The sequence below is a fragment of the Streptomyces sp. NPDC001137 genome (assembly GCF_040298885.1).
In the GTDB taxonomy this organism is placed as follows: domain Bacteria; phylum Actinomycetota; class Actinomycetes; order Streptomycetales; family Streptomycetaceae; genus Streptomyces.
The window spans coordinates 88,642-107,545 of sequence record NZ_JBEPBA010000022.1 but is presented as its reverse complement, the minus strand read 5'-3'; the positions used below and the strand labels follow the sequence as shown (position 1 = coordinate 107,545).

14 protein-coding genes and 1 pseudogene are annotated in these 18,904 nt (G+C 69.3%); 5 read left to right on the top strand and 10 right to left on the bottom strand.

All coding sequences use genetic code 11. From position 1 onward, the window contains the following. Positions 1–35: 35 nt before the first annotated feature. Positions 36–1,301 (bottom strand): aspartate aminotransferase family protein, encoded by a 1,266-nt coding sequence (locus ABT254_RS34310; RefSeq protein WP_351478946.1) that lies wholly within the window; start codon positions 1,299–1,301, stop codon positions 36–38. Between the two features lie 329 nt (positions 1,302–1,630). On the opposite strand from ABT254_RS34310, the gene ABT254_RS34305 reads away from it, so the two are divergent. Next, positions 1,631–3,271 (top strand): PucR family transcriptional regulator, encoded by a 1,641-nt coding sequence (locus tag ABT254_RS34305; RefSeq protein WP_351478943.1) that lies wholly within the window; start codon positions 1,631–1,633, stop codon positions 3,269–3,271. A 171-nt stretch (positions 3,272–3,442) separates the two neighbouring features. Beyond that, on the top strand, positions 3,443–3,913 hold the full coding sequence (locus tag ABT254_RS34300; protein WP_351478941.1) for a hypothetical protein: 471 nt from the start codon (positions 3,443–3,445) through the stop codon (positions 3,911–3,913). A gap of 99 nt (positions 3,914–4,012) precedes the next feature. On the opposite strand, the gene ABT254_RS34295 is transcribed toward ABT254_RS34300, so the two are convergent. The 4 genes from ABT254_RS34295 to ABT254_RS34280 all read right to left on the bottom strand — a co-directional run bounded on the left by ABT254_RS34295 (position 4,013) and on the right by ABT254_RS34280 (position 7,514). Further along, positions 4,013–4,672, bottom strand: coding sequence for an HAD family hydrolase (locus ABT254_RS34295; protein ID WP_351478938.1), 660 nt, complete (start codon positions 4,670–4,672; stop codon positions 4,013–4,015). A 7-nt stretch (positions 4,673–4,679) separates the two neighbouring features. Beyond that, a complete protein-coding gene (locus ABT254_RS34290; protein WP_351478935.1) occupies positions 4,680–4,892 on the bottom strand; it encodes an MBL fold metallo-hydrolase in 213 nt (70 codons plus the stop codon). A 244-nt stretch (positions 4,893–5,136) separates the two neighbouring features. Next, complete coding sequence (gene trpC / locus ABT254_RS34285) at positions 5,137–5,922, bottom strand: indole-3-glycerol phosphate synthase TrpC (RefSeq protein WP_351478932.1); 786 nt, start codon at positions 5,920–5,922, stop codon at positions 5,137–5,139. A 275-nt stretch (positions 5,923–6,197) separates the two neighbouring features. Next, positions 6,198–7,514, bottom strand: coding sequence for a ferredoxin reductase family protein (locus ABT254_RS34280; RefSeq protein WP_351478929.1), 1,317 nt, complete (start codon positions 7,512–7,514; stop codon positions 6,198–6,200). A gap of 177 nt (positions 7,515–7,691) precedes the next feature. Here ABT254_RS34280 and ABT254_RS34275 point away from each other — a divergent pair, with 177 nt between their 5' ends. Further along, the gene (locus ABT254_RS34275) at positions 7,692–8,750 is read left to right on the top strand and encodes a LacI family DNA-binding transcriptional regulator (protein ID WP_351478926.1); all 1,059 of its coding nucleotides are present in this window, start codon (positions 7,692–7,694) and stop codon (positions 8,748–8,750) included. Positions 8,751–8,871: 121 nt separating this feature from the next. Beyond that, complete coding sequence (locus ABT254_RS34270) at positions 8,872–9,978, top strand: ricin-type beta-trefoil lectin domain protein (RefSeq protein ID WP_351478923.1); 1,107 nt, start codon at positions 8,872–8,874, stop codon at positions 9,976–9,978. 254 nt (positions 9,979–10,232) lie between these two features. Here the strand turns inward: ABT254_RS34270 and ABT254_RS34265 are convergent. The 5 genes and pseudogenes from ABT254_RS34265 to ABT254_RS34245 form a co-directional block, all read right to left on the bottom strand. Then, positions 10,233–10,627 (bottom strand): annotated as a pseudogene (locus ABT254_RS34265) (methyltransferase); the annotation flags it as partial. Between the two features lie 138 nt (positions 10,628–10,765). After that, positions 10,766–12,187: a non-reducing end alpha-L-arabinofuranosidase family hydrolase gene (locus ABT254_RS34260; protein WP_351478920.1), complete on the bottom strand. Its 1,422-nt coding sequence runs from the start codon at positions 12,185–12,187 to the stop codon at positions 10,766–10,768. Positions 12,188–12,770: 583 nt separating this feature from the next. Continuing rightward, the gene (locus tag ABT254_RS34255; RefSeq protein WP_351478917.1) at positions 12,771–14,039 is read right to left on the bottom strand and encodes a WD40 repeat domain-containing protein; all 1,269 of its coding nucleotides are present in this window, start codon (positions 14,037–14,039) and stop codon (positions 12,771–12,773) included. A 271-nt stretch (positions 14,040–14,310) separates the two neighbouring features. Further along, positions 14,311–14,751, bottom strand: a complete 441-nt coding sequence (locus ABT254_RS34250; protein ID WP_351478914.1) for a VOC family protein — start codon at positions 14,749–14,751, stop codon at positions 14,311–14,313. Between the two features lie 135 nt (positions 14,752–14,886). Further along, positions 14,887–16,113 (bottom strand): AI-2E family transporter, encoded by a 1,227-nt coding sequence (locus tag ABT254_RS34245; protein WP_502972091.1) that lies wholly within the window; start codon positions 16,111–16,113, stop codon positions 14,887–14,889. A gap of 251 nt (positions 16,114–16,364) precedes the next feature. Between ABT254_RS34245 and ABT254_RS34240 the strand changes: the two genes are divergently transcribed. Further along, positions 16,365–18,893: a SpoIIE family protein phosphatase gene (locus ABT254_RS34240; RefSeq protein WP_351478908.1), complete on the top strand. Its 2,529-nt coding sequence runs from the start codon at positions 16,365–16,367 to the stop codon at positions 18,891–18,893. Positions 18,894–18,904 lie beyond the last annotated feature (11 nt).

The following is an 18,904-nucleotide window of genomic DNA, read 5'->3' as shown; positions in this document are numbered from 1 at the left end:
GACCAGCGGCTCCAGGGCCGTGGTGGTGTCCGTCATCACCGTGCGGCTCCCGCGGTTCCGGCCTCGACCGCTGCCGCCCACGCACGGAGTCCCTCGTCCACCCCGATCTCGTCGATGACGAGGGCGGGGATCATGCGGACGACCTGGTTCCAGGCGCCGCACAGCAGCAGAAGCAGGCCCTCGTCGACGGCGGCCCGCTGTACGCGGGCGGCGGTGTCGGGGTCGGGGCTGCCGTCCTCGGTGACGAACTCGCAGGCGAGCATCAGGCCGAGACCGCGCACGTCGCCGATGGCCGGAGTACGCTCCGCGACCGCCTCCAGTCCGGTGCGCAGCCGCTTGCCCATCGCCTCGGCGTTCTCCACGAGTTTCTCCTCGCGCACGACGTCGAGCGTGGCGCAGGCCGCCGCGCAGGCAACGGCGTTGGCGCCGTAGGTGCCGCCCTGCGAGCCGGGCCACGCTCTGCTCATCAGTTCCTCGGAGGCCGCGATCCCGGACAGGGGGAAGCCGCTGGCCAGGCCCTTGGCGGTGACGAGGATGTCGGGCGTGACCCCGAAGTGGTCGTGGCCCCAGAAGCGGCCGGTGCGGCCGACGCCGGTCTGCACCTCGTCGAGGATCAGCAGGAAGCCGTGGCGGTCGGCGCGTTCGCGCAGGCCTTCCATAAAGGCGCGGGTGGCGGGCACGTAGCCGCCCTCGCCGAGCACCGGCTCGACAACGACCGCGGCGGTGTCGGCGGGCGAGGAGATGGTCTGCAGGGTGTAGTCGAGTTCCTTCAGCGCGAAGCGGGTGGCGGTGTCCTCGTCCCAGCCGTAGCGGTAGGCGGTCGGGAAGGGGGTGACGACCACTCCGCTCATCAGCGGCGAGAACCCGGAGCGGAAGCGGGTTCCGGAGGTGGTCATGGAGGCGGCGGCGACGGTACGGCCGTGGAAACCGCCGTGGCAGACCAGCACGTTGGGGCGGCCGGTGGCCTGGCGGGCCAGCCGCAGTGCGGCCTCGACCGCCTCGCTGCCGGAGTTGGTGAAGAACAGACTGTCCAGGCCGGCCGGCAGCACCTCGCCGAGCTTGTCGACGAGGCGGCGCAGCGGCTGGTGCAGGACCGTCGTGTACTGGCCGTGGACGAGGGTGGCGACCTGCTCCTGAGCGGCCGCCACGACCCTGGGGTGACAGTGGCCGGTGCTGGTGACGCCGATGCCGGCGGTGAAGTCGAGGTAGCGGCGGCCGTCCTCGCCGTAGAGGTGGACGCCCTCGCCCCGGGCCGCCACGACGGGGGTGGCCTGGCGAAGGTGCGGCGACAGTGCGGTCATGTTCGTCTCCCGGCCTCGGTGTTCGGTCTGCTGCACTCCCCCGAGCATCTCGGCGGACCAGGGCCGCGCCGAGGCGCGATCTGTCCGGCCGGGACGCGATATCCGGACGTTGTGTCAGGCCACGTCGTGCCATGCCGGACGCCGCTCGTCCACGGAGCGCTCTTGCGCAGGTCAGCGACGCTTGTCACAGTGACCGGGCACTCCCCCGAGCTCTCGGCTCAGCCCGGGCCTCTCTTACGGATCAGGTCGGCTGCGAACGACGGTGTCTTGTCGCGGGGCCCGACAAGGTGCGAAGGGGAGGCCCGCGGCACGGCCTCCATGGAGACATCGTGAACGACAGCCATCCGGCCGGCCAGGGGCCCATCCGTCCGCTCACCGTGGCCGACGTCCTGGCTCTCCCCGTCCTGACTGCCGGACAGCCTCAGGTCGTCACCGGCTTGCGTCACCTGGACCGGCCGGTCAGATGGGTCCACATCACCGAACTGACAGACCCCGCGTCCTTCCTCAAGGGCGGCGAACTCGTCCTCACCACCGGTATGCCACTTCCGGAGGACTCGGCCGGCGTGCGCCGGTACGTCGACGAACTCGCCGGCATCGGGGCGGCGGCCCTGGTCATCGAACTCGTACGGCGTTATCACCGCCCACCGGAGGCGCTCGTCGACGCCTGCCATGTGCACGGCCTGCCCCTCGTCACTCTGGCCAAGGACGTGAACTTCCTCGAGGTCACCCAGGTCGTGCACGCGCTTCTGCTGGGCAACCAGGCAGACGTCATGCGCCGTACGCAGCGCATCCACGAGGCATTCACCTCCCTCACGCTGCGCGGAGCCGGCCCGGAGGACGTGGTGCGCGCGGCGGCGGAGATGAGCGGCCGCACGGTCGTCCTGGAGAACCTGGTGCATCAGGCCCTGATCTGCGAACCGTCCGCAACCACGGTGGAGGAAGCGCTCGCCGACTGGGAACAGCGCTCGAGAGCCACCGGTCCCGGCGATCCTGCGGCGATCTGCGGCCCGGAGGGCTGGCTTACGGCACCCGTCGAGTACCAGGGCGAACGCTGGGGCCGTGTGGCCATGCTGCCCGCCCGCACCGGCGACGGAGGGGCCTTCGGCCCTGAGGACACCATCGTGCTGGAGAGGACGGCCATGGCGCTGACCGTCGCCCGCCTCATCCACTCCACGCCCTGGGAACGTGGCGCACACCGAAACGCCCTGCGCGACCTGGTCGAACAACGCCACCGCTCCGCCCAGGACGCAGTCGCCCGTTGCTCGGCACTGGGCCTGCCCACGGATCGAGGCCGCTACCTCGCCACCTTGCTGGACGTGAGCTCGGGGCAGCGGGGAAAGGAACCCGGAGCCGAGTTGGAAACCCGTCTGTTCGAGGAGCTGCGCACGGCAGGCATCCCGGCGCTCGTCGGCGAGCTGGCCCCCGCACGGCTCGGTGTTCTGCTGGCTCTGCGCCCCTCCCAGCCCTGGCGCCCCGTTCTCGAGCGATTGTGCGACGCGGCCCTGGGCGTCGCCCCGCAAGCGGTCGTGAGCGTCGGCTCGGAGGTCGGGGAACTCGCCGACGCTGCCCGCTCCTTCCGTGAGGCGGCCTGGGTCGCCGAGGCCACTCCGCCGGGCCAGCCCCTCCCCCTTGACCGCTCCTTCCACGAACTGTCCGACATCGGCCTGCGCCGGCTGCTGTACGCCCTCCGGCAGGACACCCGGCTCCAGGACTACACCGAACGACAGCTCAGCCGGCTCATCGACCACGACACAAACCACGGCACCGAGCTGCTCGCGACCCTGCGCCACTACCTCGAGGCCGCCGGCAACAAGACCACCGCCGCCCGCCGGGGCGGCCTCTCCCGCGAAACCATGTACCAGCGCCTGCGCACCATCGAGCGTCTGCTCGACTGCGACCTCGAATCCGGCGCCCAGCGCACGGAACTCCACGTGGCCCTTACGGCACTCGACGTGCTTCGAGCCCATTGACCCGCTCGTCTGCTTGAACAGGTTGAACAGGTTGAACAGGCGAAACGGCCAAGGATGCCACTACGTCGTCGTGCCGTAACGGACGCGTCAACTACGGCGTGTGGGTGCGAGGGGGGGAGGTGGACAGTGACAAGCTGCCGACCCCCTCACAGGACAACCAAGGAGTGCGCTGTGGAACGTCTGGGACTCGTGGCCGTGCTGGTCGCTCTGGCCGTCGCATCGGGCTGCTCGTCCCCTGCCCCTGACGACAAGGCCGCACCCCCAAGCCCTTCGAGTTCGGCATCCGCCGATGGGGCGCGCGAGGCCGTCGAAGCCTATGTGACCGCACTGAACTCCCGCAGTGCCACGGACCTGATGGCCGTCGGCGGTGTCCCGGACGCGAAGTGGTCAAGGCAGGAGGCGACACAGATCCTCGCGGACCGGGGCGGGCGCGGATGGAAGATCAAGGAGGTGCAGATCGAGCACGACATGGGCCCGGACACCGGCTCCGCCCGCCTTGTGGCCGAGGACAAGGCGGGTAAGCCGTTACAGGACACCTTCACCGTGACGCGGCAGCAGGGCACCTGGCACGTCGTGGTCTTCACGCACCAGCCGACCGGGCCGGGCAAGGAACCCGCCTCAACCGACAAACATGGTTCCTGACGTCGGTGCCTTCGGCCTGCTCCGGATTGACCAGGCCGCAGGGGTTCTTGTCATCCTGGTCGGGGTTACGAAGGCGACCGGCAGCGGTTGCCGAACGGTTCAGGCTGCTGCGGCACCCCCGTGGTTCCCGGTGACGAAGGCCAGGATGTGCGGGACCGCCTCGCGCAGGCTGACGAAGTGGCGGTGCACGCCCTCCACGGCGGTGGCGGCGTTCACCCCCCACACCGTCATCCCGGCCCGCAGCCCGGACCGCACTCCGGACGGGGCGTCCTCGATGACCAGGCAGTCTCCGGGCTCCGCTCCCAGCCGTTCGGCGGCCTGAAGATAGGGGACGGGAGAGGGCTTGCCCTCCGCCAAGGCTGCGGCATCCACGATCACCGCCGGCATCGGCAGGCCCGTCCGCTGGAAACGCCCGCGCACCCGGTGCTCGTAGTTCGAGGTCACCAGCGCCCAGGCCCCGGGGGGCAGGCCGTGGAGCAGCTCCGACGCGCCGTCGAAAGCGGCATAGACTCCGGAGCGGACGTCTTCGTCCTCCAACTCGTGCAGTACGGCCAGGCATTCCTGCGGATCGCGGCCGGCAGCGACCTGGGCGAACGTCTCCACCGGCCGCGTCCGCAGGGCGACCTGGTAGACCTCGTCCGCGTCCAGTCCGTATCGCTCCGCCCAACTCCCCCAGACCCGGCGCTGGTTGCTCACCGCGTCGATCAACGTGCCGTCGACGTCGAACAGGACGTACTTGCTGTGCAGTCCACTGGTCACGCATCGATCATGCCAGGTCGCGGGCGGGCGGCCACGGGCGCGCGGCAGTGGGACGCATCGTCAGAGGGGTGTCGACGCCGACAACACGAACACGGTCGGGGGCGAAGCGGTCGCCGCCCGGGCCCTCGGCGGTCCACCGCAGATGGGTCAGGACCACCAGGCCCTCATCGGCCGTGACCAGGGTGCTGGCGTCCTCTGCGGTGTGACCGGGGGTCGTCATGAGCGTGATCGACGGGGAGAGCCGGTATCCATCGGGGTCGTGAGCCAAGGCCCCCGGCCCCGTCGCGTGGCGCGAAGTCACCGCGGCGGGGCCGCCGAGACCTGAGCCACGCGTCCCGCTCCGACGCCGTAGAGAAGGGATGGGCAGATCCGTGCCGGCCGGAGGCGCCCTCGCCCGCGGTGAGACCTCCACGGCCGGCCTCTCCTCACCAACCAACTGAGGTCTGCCACCGGGTCCGTCGGCCTTACGCCCCGGCCGCCTCGATGAACTCGCGTACGGCAGTGCGCGGGTCTCCCGAGCGGACCAGTGCCTCGCCGACCAGAACCACGTCGGCTCCCCAACCGCGGTACTCCGCGACGTCCTTGGGTCCCGTCACTCCCGATTCCGCGACCTTGACCGTGGCCTCGGGGATGGCCGTCACGAGGTCGGCGAACACGTTGCGGTCCACGTCCAGCGTCGTCAGATCCCGGGCGTTGATGCCGAGAAGCTCGGCCCCCGCGGCAGCGGCACGCCGCACCTCGTCGGCCGTGTGTGCCTCCACGAGCGGCGTGAGGCCCAACTCCTTGCACAGCCCCATCAGATCGGCGAGTTGGCCGTCGTCCAGCGACACGACCATGAGGAGCGCAAGGTCGGCGCCGTGTGCGCGGGCTTCCCACAGCTGGTAGGGGTCCACGATGAAGTCCTTGCGCAGGACGGGCACGTCGACCCGGGCGCGTACGGCGTCGAGATCGGCGAGCGAGCCGCCGAAACGCCTGCGCTCGGTCAGCACACTGATCGCGGCGGCACCGCCGGCCGCGTACTGGGCCGCCAGGGACGCAGGGTCGGGGATGTCGGCCAGCGCACCCTTGCTGGGGCTCTTTCGCTTCACCTCGGCGATGACGGACACCCCGGGTGCCCGGAACGCGGGCAGCGGGTCGAGCGCGGGTGCCGCGTCGGCCACCCGGGAGCGCAGCTCCGCCAGCGGCGTCGCCCGCTTACGCTCCTCCAGGTCTTCGCGAACTCCCGCGAGGATGCCGTCAAGAACGCTCATCATTGTCTCCCTGTATCGAAATCGTCTGCCGCGTGGGACGTGCCTCGGCCGGAGTGAGGCGGTGCGCCGTCGTCGTCCCGGTTGTCCTCAGAAGACGGTCCCATCCGGATCGATCATGGTGTGCATACCGGCCTGCGCGAAGCGCGGAAGGTGAACTTCTCGCGGATGATCCATGAAATGCCGTGATCCCGGCAGGAGCGAACTCGAGGCTGCATGCAAGCGCTCGGCGTTTGCATGCAGCCTCGGTGTGTTCGATCGATACCGTCGCGGGCGGCTCAGGCCAGGCCGAACCGCTCGGCGTGGATCTGCCGCTGGGGAACCTTCAGCGTGCGCAGTGAGCCGAGCACGGCCGCGGTCATCCCGGAGGGGCCGCAGACGTACACGTCGCGTTCGGCCATGTCGGGAACCAGTGCAAGGAGAGCGTCCGGTCCGAACGGCGAACTCCCTTCCCTCGTACGGCCGGTGAGCAGGTGCAGCTTCCCACCGCGGTCGGCGACCAGGTCTCGTACCTCGTCGGCCAGCACGGCGTCGTTCTCGCTGCGCACCCGGTAGAGCACGACGACGTCGCCGGGCGTTTCCTCCTCCAGCAGGGCCCGGACCGGCGTGATCCCGACCCCTCCAGCGATGAGCAGCGCGCCGGGCCGCGTCCGGTGCAACGAGGTGAACGCACCGTACGGCCCCTCGACGAACGCGCGGGTCCCGATCGGGAGGTGCCGCAGACCGGCGCTGGTACCGCCGACCGCCTTGGCGGTCAGGCGCAACGTACGGCCGTCGGGTGCCGCCGACAGCGAGAACGGGTTCGCCAGCCACCAGTGGTGGTGCCCGGGAAAGCGCCAGATGCAGAACTGGCCGGCCCGGGCAGGCAGCCTGTCCAGGTGGCGGCCGGTGACATGCACCGACACCACGTCGTCCGACTCCGGCACCACAGCCGAGACTTCGAACCGATGATAGGCGTTGCGCCACACAGGTATGACGATCCGCCCCGCGACCAGGGCACCGAACGCGAACAGCCACAGGGCCCACCAGTAGATCTTGGCGAACGCGGAGGAGCTGAAGGTCGTGGTCTCCTGCAACTGATGAACGAACGCCAGCCCCAAGGCCACGTAGAGCAGCAGGTGCAGGCCGTGCCAGACCTCGTACGGCAGCCGCTGCCTCACATACCGGGCGGAGACCGCGGCGATCACGACGACGATCGCCGCGGCGCACATACCGAGCAGGGAGGCCGGCACTCCGGCCAGCGAGAAGAACGTCTTCGCCATCGACGTGTCACCGAGCCTCGCGAAGCCCAGCACGATCAGCACGGCGTGAGTGAGGACGGTCCACAGCAAGGTGAAGCCGAGCCACCGGTGCCACACCGTCAACCGGTCCATGCCGATACGGCGGTCGAGCCACGGCAGCCGGGCCACCAGCAGCAGCTGGAACAACATCAGCACGGCGGCGTGCAGGCCGAAGAACTTGGCGACGGTGAGCACCCCGTTCTGGCCCGTCCCGGCGGTGAGAAACAAGACCTCGACGATCACCAAGTTGACGATGACGAACGTCCACAGCGCCCGCCGCGCCGCGACCACCGGAGGTATGGTGCTCTGCCGCACCTGCGAAATCGTCGCCTCCACCGCTTCCCCTCTTGTCCAAGTGACGCACTCGCGCCCGGCACACAGGCCTCGAGAACCCCAGGGTCCTCACCCGGCGACCGTCCCGGCCGGTGTCGCTGGGTACGCTGCGTGATTAAGGGCTTAACCACAAGCCGTCACAGGGCTGTTGAGGTACACATGACGAGCTCGCGTGCCTGGCGGCGTCCCACGCTCGGCGCCGTGGCCGCACGAGCCGGGGTCTCCACCGCCACGGTGTCGAACGCGCTCAACGGCACCGGCCGGCTCTCCGAGGCGACGAGGCAGCGCGTGCTCGCCGCCGCCCGCGAACTCGGATACGCCCCGGCCAGTACGGCCCGTGCCCTGGCCCGCGGCAGAACCGGAGTCCTCGGCCTGACCATGACGACGTACGGCGACCTGCCCGTCCCGTACATCGAGATCCCGTACTACGCACAACTGGCACTGGGCGCCATGGCGGCGGCCCATGAACGCGGCTACCTGCTGACGGTGATGCCGAGTTCGATGTCGCCGTGGATGTGGCTCAACACGCCGATGGACGGCGTCATCCACGTCGGACCGCGTGCCGAGGACCCGGTGCGTGCCATCCTGCGGGAGCGCGGCATACCGATGATCAGCGAGGGCCGCCCGCCCGAGTGCAGCTGGCGCGACGCATGGGTGGACGCCGACCACGGAGCGGGGGTGCGCCTGCTGCTCGACCACCTCACGCACTCCGGCGCCCGGCGGATCGCGCTGTCCCTGCCGGTTCACGACGACGCGTATCCGCATCTGATCGCGGACGCCTACCGGTCCTGGTGCGGCGACCACCGAAGGCCCGTCCTCCTCGAGGAATACGCCACGCTGCCCGACTACTTCACGGCCGAGCAGAACGCGGTCAGCCGGCTGCTCCGCCACGATCCACAACCCGACGCCGTCATCGGCGTCTACTCCGACTCCGGCCACAACATCCTCGCCGCCGCGCGCCAACACGGCCTGCGGGTGCCGCGAGACCTGCTGGTGGCCTGCGTCAGCGAGGACCCCGACTACGCGGCGACCACCCCGCCCCTCACCACCGTCAGCCTCTGCCCGGACCAGGTGGGCGCCGAAGCGGTCGACCTGCTGATCGCTGTCATCAACGGCCGCAGCGGCGTGGACCGGCGCAGACTCGTCGCACCCGCACTGGTCCCTCGTCGCTCCACCTGGCGGCCAGGACGGCAAGACATGGGATGTCAACAGGGGTAACGAGACAGAAAACAGCCCCTCCTTGCCATCGGTCCCAGACTTCCAGCTATTCATGGGATGTCTAAGTCGGCGTCGTGGTATCCCATACGGGTGCGCTTCGCACTCGCAGAAGGGACGCTGCATGAGAAGAACCTGGTTAATACCGCTGATCACGCTTGTCGCTGTCGCGCTCGGGGTGACGGCGGCAGGGGTGGCCCCCGCCTCCGCCGCCTCCAACACGCCCTTGCGGGTCATGCCGTTGGGCGACTCGATCACCTGGGGCGTGGGCAGCAGTACCGGCAACGGCTACCGCGGGCCGTTGTGGAACCAGCTCGCGGCGGACGGCCATCCGCTCGACTTCGTGGGCACGGTGCGGAACGGTTCGATGTCCGACCCCGACAACGAAGGCCACTCCGGCTACCGCATCGACCAGATCGCCGCACTCGCCGACGCCTCGCTGACCCGCTACCGGCCCAACGTCGTGACACTGCACATCGGTACCAACGACCTCCAAGGGGCCTCCGAGGTCAACACCGCCATCGCCCGGCTGAGGTCGCTGGTCAACCAGATCACCGCCGACGTTCCCGACGCGACCGTCCTCGTCGCCTCCCTGGTCGTGTCCACCAGCAGCTCGGAGGAACAGTTCCGGGGCGCCTACAACCAGGCCACCCGGCAAATCGTCAGCGACGCCCAGGCCGCGGGCAAACACGTCGGATTCGTCGACATGAGCAGCCTGACGACGGCCGACCTGGCCGACCCCCTGCACCCCAATGACTCGGGCTACCAGAAGATGGCCGACGCCTTCCACCGCGGCATCCAGTCCGCGGACGGCGCCGGGTGGCTGAGGAACCCCGCCCCCGCTCCGGCGCGTGTGCAGTCCGGCATCGCCGGCAAGTGCATGGATGTCAACGGCGCCAACACCGCCGACGGCACCGCCGTCCAGACCTGGAGCTGTGGCGACAGTGCCAACCAGCTCTGGTCCGCCTACACCGACGGCACCCTGCGCTCCATGGGCAAGTGCCTCGACGCCGCCGGAGGGGCCACCGCCAACGGCACCAAGGTGCAACTGTGGGCCTGCCACGGCGGCGCCAACCAGGTCTGGCAGCCCTACAACGGCGGCTACCGCAACCCCGCCTCCGGCCGCTGCCTCGACGTTCCGGGCTTCTCCACGACCGACGGCACGCAGCTCCAACTGTGGGACTGCAACGGCGGCAACAACCAGAAGTGGACCACCCTGACCGCTGGATAACCCCCACTCCCGGGATCCGGCCCCGCTCCGGGCTCGGATCCCGGGAGACCATCGATGGCGGGCGGACCTGCTGCCGCAGCGGGGCGGTCCCGCAGACAAGCTCGTCCCCTGCCGGCCCTCATAGGAGTGCTCCGTGCTGGGCGGGCCGTAAGCGCTGGATGCGGCGCTCGGCGGCAGAGGGATCCTCACCGGAGTGCAGCGGCTCCCGGATCCTCGGCCGACCGCCAACTCCCCCGGCGGGAGTACGCCTACGGCGCGTTCCGGAATGCCCTCCGGCCCGGGAGGCCGAGGTGCTCTGCCAGGTCGGACAGGATGAGCCAGCCCTCCCCGCCTGGGCGGAGGTGGGCGGACTGTCCGTCGAGGAAGCTGTGGAGCATGGTGCTGTCAGGGTCGTAGACGCCTTGCTCGATGGGACCGGCCGGACGGGCAGGAAGCCAGGGCGGGTTGCACACGACGAGGTCGGCGCGGCCTGACGGGAACAGGCCGGGGCCCGACACCTCGATACGGTCACTCAGCGCGAGGCGGTGGACGTTCTCCCTGGCGCAGGCAAGGGCGCGCGGACTATGTCGGTGGCCACGACTCGTGCGACACCCCGGTGGGCAAGGACCGCAGCGAGGACGCCGGTTCCCGTGCCGAGCTCGAATGCCGTACTGGTGGCAAGGCTGCGCCGGTTGCCAAAAACACAGTCAGGGGAAGCCTGAGTGCCGTAGCCGGCCGCTACGGCACTCAGCCCTGCGTACCGTCGAGGCCGACGGAACCGGCGGCCTCACCCGGCGCGGTGCGGTGTTCAGCGCTGCAGCGTGAGCACGCCCGGTCGGTACGGCAGCTGCTCGTACGGGGCGCCGTCCGAGTTGGGAGACCTGCCCTGGTAGAGGAGCTGCAGGTTGCAGGGGTCGATGGTCATGGTCTGGTCGGGGTTGTTGCGGACCAGGTCACCGTGGCTGATGTCGTTGGTCCAGGTGGCACCGCTGTTGGCCTTGCCCGCGAACGGGTTGGACTCGGTGGCGGCCTGCGGCGTCCACGAACCGCTCAGGCTGGAGGCCGTGAACGAGCGGAAGTAGCGCTGTTCACTCGCACCCCGAGCCTCGACGATCATGAGGTACTGATTCTGGCCCTGCACCTTGTAGACCTGCGGCGCCTCGAACAGGTTCTTCACCGTGTCGCTCATGACCGTCGTGTACGACGAGCCGAAGCTGCCCGGGAAGTTCCCGATCGGCATGCTCGACCTGTAGATGCTGCCGTTGTCACCGGCGAAGAACATGTACATGTTCTGGCCATCGGCGATCAGGGTCGGGTCGATCGCGCTCCCGCTGGGGAGACTGCCGGTGAACAGCGGCTGCGGCGCGGACCAGCCGTTGGCGTTGGTGGGGTCGCTGGACGTGCGGTAGGTGAAGGGCCAGGCGGTGCCCCAGCCCAGTGAGGCCAGCACCCAGATGTTCTTGGGCGCGAAGTAGAACAGCGTGGGCGCCACAGCGCCCTGGCTCATACCGGTCTGCGTGGCCGAGGCCATGTCGGACCAATTCGTGAAGGGACTGAACGTCATCGAACCCCATCCCGATCCCGAGGAGTTCGTCGCGTAGACCAGGTGCTTGCCGTTGTACGTCACGTTGGTGAAGTCCTTCAGCGAGTACCACCCGTTCGACGGCTGCGCCAACGGACCGGTCGAGCTCCACCGGTAGGTCGACGGAAGGGAACACGAGTTGGACGTCCCGGACAGGCCGGTCCACTTCTGGTTGCCGGCGCCGGTGCAGTTCCAGAGCTGCACCGCCGTGCCGTTGGCCGTACCGGCGCCCGAAACGTCCAGGCACAGCCCGGACTCCACACCGACGACCGTGCCGTCCGCGTTCACCCGCCACTGCTGGTTCGCGCCGCCGTTGCAGGCCCAGATCTCCACCCGGGTTCCGGCAGTGGTGGCATGGCCCGGAACATCCAGGCACTTGTTGCCGTAAACCGTCAGCTGGTTGCTGTCCGTCAGCGTCCACTGCTGGTTGGACCCGCCCGTGCAGTCCCAGATCTGCAGGAGGGTGCCGTCGGCCTGCCCGGCGTTCGGCACATCGAGACACCGGCCGGAACCAGTGCCGCGCAATGCGCCGCTGGTGGCCGCCTGAGCCGGGTTGGCGACGAGCATCGCAGCCATTGAGATCAGGGCCGCGACCACGGCGGCGAGCATCACAGACAGATGTCTGCGGCTGAACGGTCTTGTGTGCATGGGAACCTCGCATCCCTCGAGTTAATGTTCGTCATGTCGAACGTCGGTCGAAGTGTCGAGCAAGCCGAAGGACCAGAACGAACGAGTTGAGGCAGCGATCTAGCGGTCGGCCACGCTCGAGCCGTTCCACTGCGGAGCGCTGCCGCCGTCGGCCCTGTGATGCGCGCGAGGCTCATCCGGCACCGTGGTTCGTCCTCTTCGATCGTCGGAACCCCGCCCGAACTCAAAACCTTGGGCATGACAACAGCCCGGCTCGGCAAGGAGGTTCGGGATCCATATGGGGTTCGGCTCCATCGCTCGTCTCCACTGCGACATGGGATGGATTAACGGATATGAACGTTGCCTGTGTCTAGTCTTGTGACGCAACTTCCTTTGCAGTGCAGGAGAACGTCCTCACTATGTCCTGAGGCCACGGAAAACATTGGGTGTTTCGACGGCTGTTTCGACGGGTGTTCGACAACGCACGGCGACCCGAGCGTGAGGTGATCGAGCGCCGCGCGGCGGCTTCCTCAGTGGTGAGGAATGGATGCCGCCGCCGCAGCCGATGCACCGCCGTCGCGGGCGGTGCATCACGTTCCACCGCCTATTCGCTCTCCAGTTGTGCCTTGTTGATGGCGGCTTGAAGTCGAAGCCAGGTCGGATCGGTTGCGTCGGCGGCGGTCACCGTCGCCAGATCGTCTGCTTCCCATGTGCGGGTTCCGTCGGTCAGGACGAGGTGCGACTCCAGGTCGTCGCCGTCGTCCGGAATCTCGGCGGTGGACTCCAGGAACGCCACGGCTGCAGCCCTGGCGATGTCCCTGCTCGTGGTCCAGGTCTGCGTGGAGCCGGAGAGCACGGACAAGAGCACCAGATCTCCCCCACTGCCGGCGACGAGAAGCTCACCGGTCGCCGTGGCAGCCAGCGCGGACAAGCGAGACCCGGTCAGTACATCGTGCTCGACCGCTTTGCGGGTTTCGACGTCCACCTCGACCAACGCCCCCGTGGGCGTTGCGATCCACAGCACGCCCGGTCGCAGCCCGAAGGCGATGTTGTGACGCGACCAGGTTTCCATCTGGTCGAGCCACTCCTGCGGGTAGGGATAACCAGGGCTGGGGTCGCCGAGAGTCGTGGCCAGAACCCGGTGCAGCGAAGGAAACTCGAAAACCTCCACCGAGTGGTCGTACGCGTTGCCACGGATCGCAATATGACGTCCGTCTGCGCTGAAGAGCGGAGTCTCGTAGCCGTCACAGTCCAGAATCAGCGCCCGGCGCAGCGGCCGCATCACGGCAGACGCGGTCTCCTGATCGACGCGCGCGAAAAGGCAGTGGGTGGCCCCCTGGTCGCTGGAGAGCGTGGCAACAAGTCCGCCCCCGGGATGCTCTGCGACTCCTGTGTCCCACGCGGGTCCGGCACCGATGGTCCCGGAGGCAAGGTCGAGGACGTCCGAGCTCTCCCACCCGTCGCCTTCGTCGCGAAACGACGGTGAACCCCACAGGGTCTGCCCGTCCGGGCTGAATGCCAGACTGCGGTAGGAGGCCGTGGCCGAAGCACCTTCCGGTTCGGAAACCCCGGCAGGAGTCCACTGCCGCAGTCCGCCCTCCCCTGCCACCACAAGCAGGGGCTGCTCCGGATGCCACGCCACAGCGGGCGTCCGCTCTGCCCGCTCCCACCCGAAGGCCTCTCCATAGGTGTTCGACGTGAGGCCCACGGAGCCGAGTTCGCGTAGCCGCCCCGCGCCGCAGTCCCAGATGTGGACTGCCGGACGCTCGGAGTCCAAGCAGGCCACCAGAGGAAGCCGCGGATGGCATCTCAGCTGTTCAAAGGAGCGTTCGCCGCCAACCAGCCCACGTGCCATCACCTCAAGATCAGTCACCCCAGCACCGTAGTTCTCGTCGGCCTGCGCGGCGAGGCCTTAACCGTCGTGATCCCGCGCCGCTGAACCGGGTGCTCCGGTGGGGCGTGTGAGCGCGCCGATCCCGTCACTGTGTGGTGACGCCGCGAGACAGCGGTGCCGCAGATTTGAGGTTCGGGCCAAACGCCGTCAGGCAGACAGCAGGTGGCGCACGGCCGTCTCTGCCAGATCGGCGGTGCGACCTCGGCCCGCTCGCACACGGCGTCGATGGTGAACGCTTCTGGCGGCCTGCTCAGCGCAGTTGCTCGGCCAGTCCGACGATGATGCCCTCCGGGCCGCGGACGTAGCAGAGCAGATAGCTGTCCTCGAACCGGGCGATCCCGCCGACGAGTTCGGCGCCATGAAAACGCAGGCGGGCAACGGTGTCCTCGATGTCGTCGACGGCGAACATGACGCGGTGCGTGCCCACAATGTTGTGCGGGCGGTTGCGCGGCCCGGCGCTGATCGCCGCGGGGCTGTGGTATTTCGCCAGCTCGAGCCGGCTGTGACCGTCGGGGGTCCGGATCATCGCCACGTCGCAGCGGACGCCGTCGAGTCCGGTGCACTGGTCGGCGAACGGTCCCTGGATCTCCCCCCTGCCCTCCAGTTCCATACCGAGCTCCACGAAGAACGCGATGGCGGCATCCATGTCCTCGACGACGATGCCGACGTTGTCCATCCGCTGGATCGCCATGCTGTCTTCTCCTTCTTCCTCGTGCGGCCGGTGGTGGCCGCTGATGTCCCTGGGACGGAGCCGGTGACACGTTCTCGACATCCGCAGATCCCCGAACTCCGAAAGGGAAGCAACATGCCGATGGCCCACGAGCCCTTAGGCACCGTCTCTCTGCCCCGCCCAGGGGCCGCGCAGTTCGCTGACCACCGCCCATGCCACCGACACCATCGGCACCGCCACGACCGCACCGACCACCCCGGCCAGGACACCGCCGGCGATCACCGAGACGGCCACCACCACCGGATGCAGCCGCACCGCCCAGCTCATCACCAGCGGATGCAGCACATGGCCCTCGATCTGGCCCACGACGACGATCAGCGCCAGCACCACGATCGCGATGACCGGGCCGCGCGACGCCAGGGCCACCACCGTGGCCATCCCCAGCGCAATCGGCGATCCCACCAGCGGGACGAACGCGGCGAAGAACTCCAGCAATGTCAGCGGCAGCGCCAACGGCACCCGCAGTACGAACAGGGCGATGCCGACCAGCACCGCATTGGTGGCCGCCACGATCACGATGCCCCGCGTGTACCCGGCAAAGGTCCGCCACGCCGCACCACCCGCGCGGCCTAACGCATCCCCCGCCCGCCGCGGCAGACCCCCCTTGAACCAAGACCACAACCGGTCACCGGAATAAATGAAGAACACGGAACAAAACAGCGCGAGTGCCCCAACCGTCAACACCTCGACCAGCCGGCCGGCCCCGCTCACCGCACCGCTGACCAAAGCCGAGCGATGCGCGGACACATAAGAACCCACCTTGCCCTGAAGGTCCGACATCACCGTGGGACTCACATGGAAAGGAGCCCCTTGCAGCCACCGCTCGATGCGCCCCACTCCCCCGCCGAACTCCCGCCCCAAGCGTCCCCATTCACTCGCCACCAGCTCACCCACCAGGGCGAGCAGCCCAAGGACCGCCATCACGCTTCCCGCGACACCCACCACCACCGCCAGCGCCCTCGGCAGCCACCGGTCCAGCAGATCCACAAGCGGACGCAGGACTGACGTCACCACCAGAGCAAGAAAAAGCGCCACAGCCACCAGCTGCAAACGCCCCAGCATCACGAAACACGCATAAGCGACCACCCCCACCACCAAAAGCCGCCACCCATACGCAGCCCCCACCCTCAGCCCCCGGGCGACCACCACACCCTCCCCGGCTCTCCCCCCGGCCACCCCCGCCCTCCGGGCACGCGCCACCGATCCCACCCTCCGCGCCGGCCGACTGCCCAGCACCACAAACCGCAGCCGCTCCCCGCCACGACGGCCGCCACCGCCACCCGGATACCGACGCAACCAGCGCTCGGCACCACCCACCCGCACATCACCACCTCACCTCGCCAAAGCCACGCAGCGATGTGTCCCCCCGGAGGCCCCCTTCTCAATCGCCGCTGCACTCACGGACCAGGAGAGAAGGGAAACCACCACCCTGCGTACATGTCCAGCGGCCCGGTGAGGCGATCGTTCCCCCGCTCCGTCTGGCCTGTAGGTACAAAACCGGCTCACCCGTACCAGTCCGACATGCATCCACAGAGAGGTGCAAATGACCCTAAACTGGGAAAAGCACTCCATGGATGATCGAGGGCAGCGTGTCGGCCAACGGTATGGCATCGAGTTCATACCCGCTCAGCGCCGCGGGTGTCGGTGAAGCGCCCGAGCGCGACGACGCGTTGGTGAGGGCCGTGGTCCATGCCGTGGAGGTCACCGGAGCGCATACGGGAAGCGTGTTCCTGCTCTCTGGTGACCGTCGCTCGCTCGTCGTGGCCGCGTCCTGCGGGACACCGCCCTCCCTGCTCAGCGGGTGGCGTCGGATCCCGGTCAACAGCCGTATGCCGGTGGCGGAGGCGTGCCGCTCCGGGCGCATGGTCCACCTGGCCGGCGCGGAGGAGACGATGCGGCGCTTCCCCCAGCTCTCGATCGCCCTGCCCTACCCGTTCGGCTCCGCATCGGTCCCCGTACGGGCGGGCGAGCGGACCTTCGGCGCCATCGCCGTGGTGTGGACGCCCAGGCCGGACGGAACCGGACTGTCGAGGGCGCAGCGCGCGCAGCTGCGCTCCGTCGCCGACCGGCTGGGCACCGCCCTCGCCGGACTGCGGGCCCGCGGCACGCTCGGTGAGTACGACGAGCGGACGGCTCCGGTACTGGTCCCGCTGCCGTCCGCTCCGGCGATCCGGGTGGGCCTGTTCGACTGGAACCTCGACACCGGAGCCCTCACTGTCGACGACGAACTGTGCGCGATCTTCGGGATTGCGCCCCGCGCGTTCGACGGTCGGGCGGCCACTTTGGAGGCCTGCATCGAGCCGACGGATCTGCCCGGTTTTCGGTCCGCCGCCCGCGCCGCGGTCGAGGAGGGACACCTACTGGCCCACCGCCTGCGCATCCTGGACGACCATGGTGGACACCGCGTCGTCGAGCTGTGGGGCCGGGTACCCGAGAGCCCCGACAACCCGGAGCCCTCTTGCCACCTGGTCGGCGCCGTGCTGGACTCCGGGAGCGGCATGGCCGCCGTGGCGGCGATCGAGCAGCTCGCGGACGGCTTCTTCGCGCTCTCCCCCGACGGGCGCCTCGCCTACGCCAACCACAGCCTCGAGGATCTGCTGCGGGTCCGCCAGGAGGAACTGCTCGGCCGGCGCCCCTGGGACATCCTGCCCTGGCTGGCCGATCCCGTGTACGAGGACCGCTACCGGGCCGCCGCCGTCTCCCAGCAACCGGTCTCCTTCCTGGTCCGCCGCCCGCCGGACGAGTGGCTGGTCTTCTCCCTCCACCCCGGCGCTCAGGGCATGACGGGATGGGCCTCACGAGTGCGGCAGCCCGTGCCGGCCGGCACCGGACCCGGTGCACCGGTCACCGAGGAGGGGCCGCCCTTCTCCTCGGCGCCTCCGCCCGCGGCCCCCCGCGTGGGTTCCCTCTACCGGGTGCTCACGCTGGGCAGCGCCCTCACCGAGGCCGCCACCGCGCAGGAGGTGTTCGATGCCGTCGCCGAACAGTTGCTGCCGGCCTTCGGCGGCCAGAAGCTGGCGATCACCGTGGTGGAGGAACAGCGCCTGCACCTGCTCGCTCAGCGCGGCTACTCGAAACGCTATCTCGCCCGGTTCGAAGGCACCCCGCTGCACGCCCGGCTGCCCGTGACGGACGCGCTGACCTCCGGGGTCCCGCTGTTCATCGAGTCCCGGGAGCAGCTCCTCAAGAGCTACCCCGGGCTCATTGTGGGCCACACCAACTCCTGGGCGTTCCTGCCGCTGATCGCCTCGAACCACCCGGTCGGCGCCTGCATTCTCGGCTTCGACGACATCCACCGGTTCCCCGACGAGGAGCGCGGAGTCCTCACCGCGCTGGGCGGCCTGATCGGCCAGGCTCTGGAACGCGCCAGGCTCTACGACGCCGAATTCGCCCTCGCCCGCGGTCTGCAGGACGCGCTGCTGCCGCACCGGCTGCCCACTCTGCCGGGGCTGCGCGTCACCGGGCGTTATCTACCGGGCACCAGGGGGATGGACATCGGCGGCGACTGGTACGACGTCATCCCCACCGGCGACGAGGTCGCACTGATCGTCGGGGACGTCGAGGGGCACAACGTCCCCGCCGCGGCCGCCATGGGCCAACTGCGCAGCGCCATGCGGGCATTCGTCGCCGCCGGCCACCGACCGAGCGACGTCGCCGCCGGCACCAACCGGCTCCACATGGACCTCGACCCGGTGCTCCTCGCCAGCTGCTGCTTCGCCCAGTTCCATCCCCGCTCGGGGATCGTGCGCATCGTCCGCGCGGGCCATCTGCCGCCCCTGCTGCGCCTGCCCAACGGGCACACCAAGATCCTGGATGTGCCCGGCGGCCCCCTGCTCGGCATCGACGCGACGGCACGCTTTCCGGAGTCGGAACTGCGTCTGGCTCCCGGGTCGGTCCTGGCCCTCTATACAGACGGGTTGATCGAGAGGCGCGACTCGGACATCGGCTCCGACATCGAGCGACTCCGGGGGGCGCTGGCCCGGCTCGGCGGGGGCGGCCTGGACGATCTGGCCGACGGACTGCTGCGGGATGCCTGCCGCGCTTCCCCCGACAGGGCGGACGACATCGCGCTCCTGCTGACCGAGTACGCCCCGCCACGTTGACCAGTGCCTGC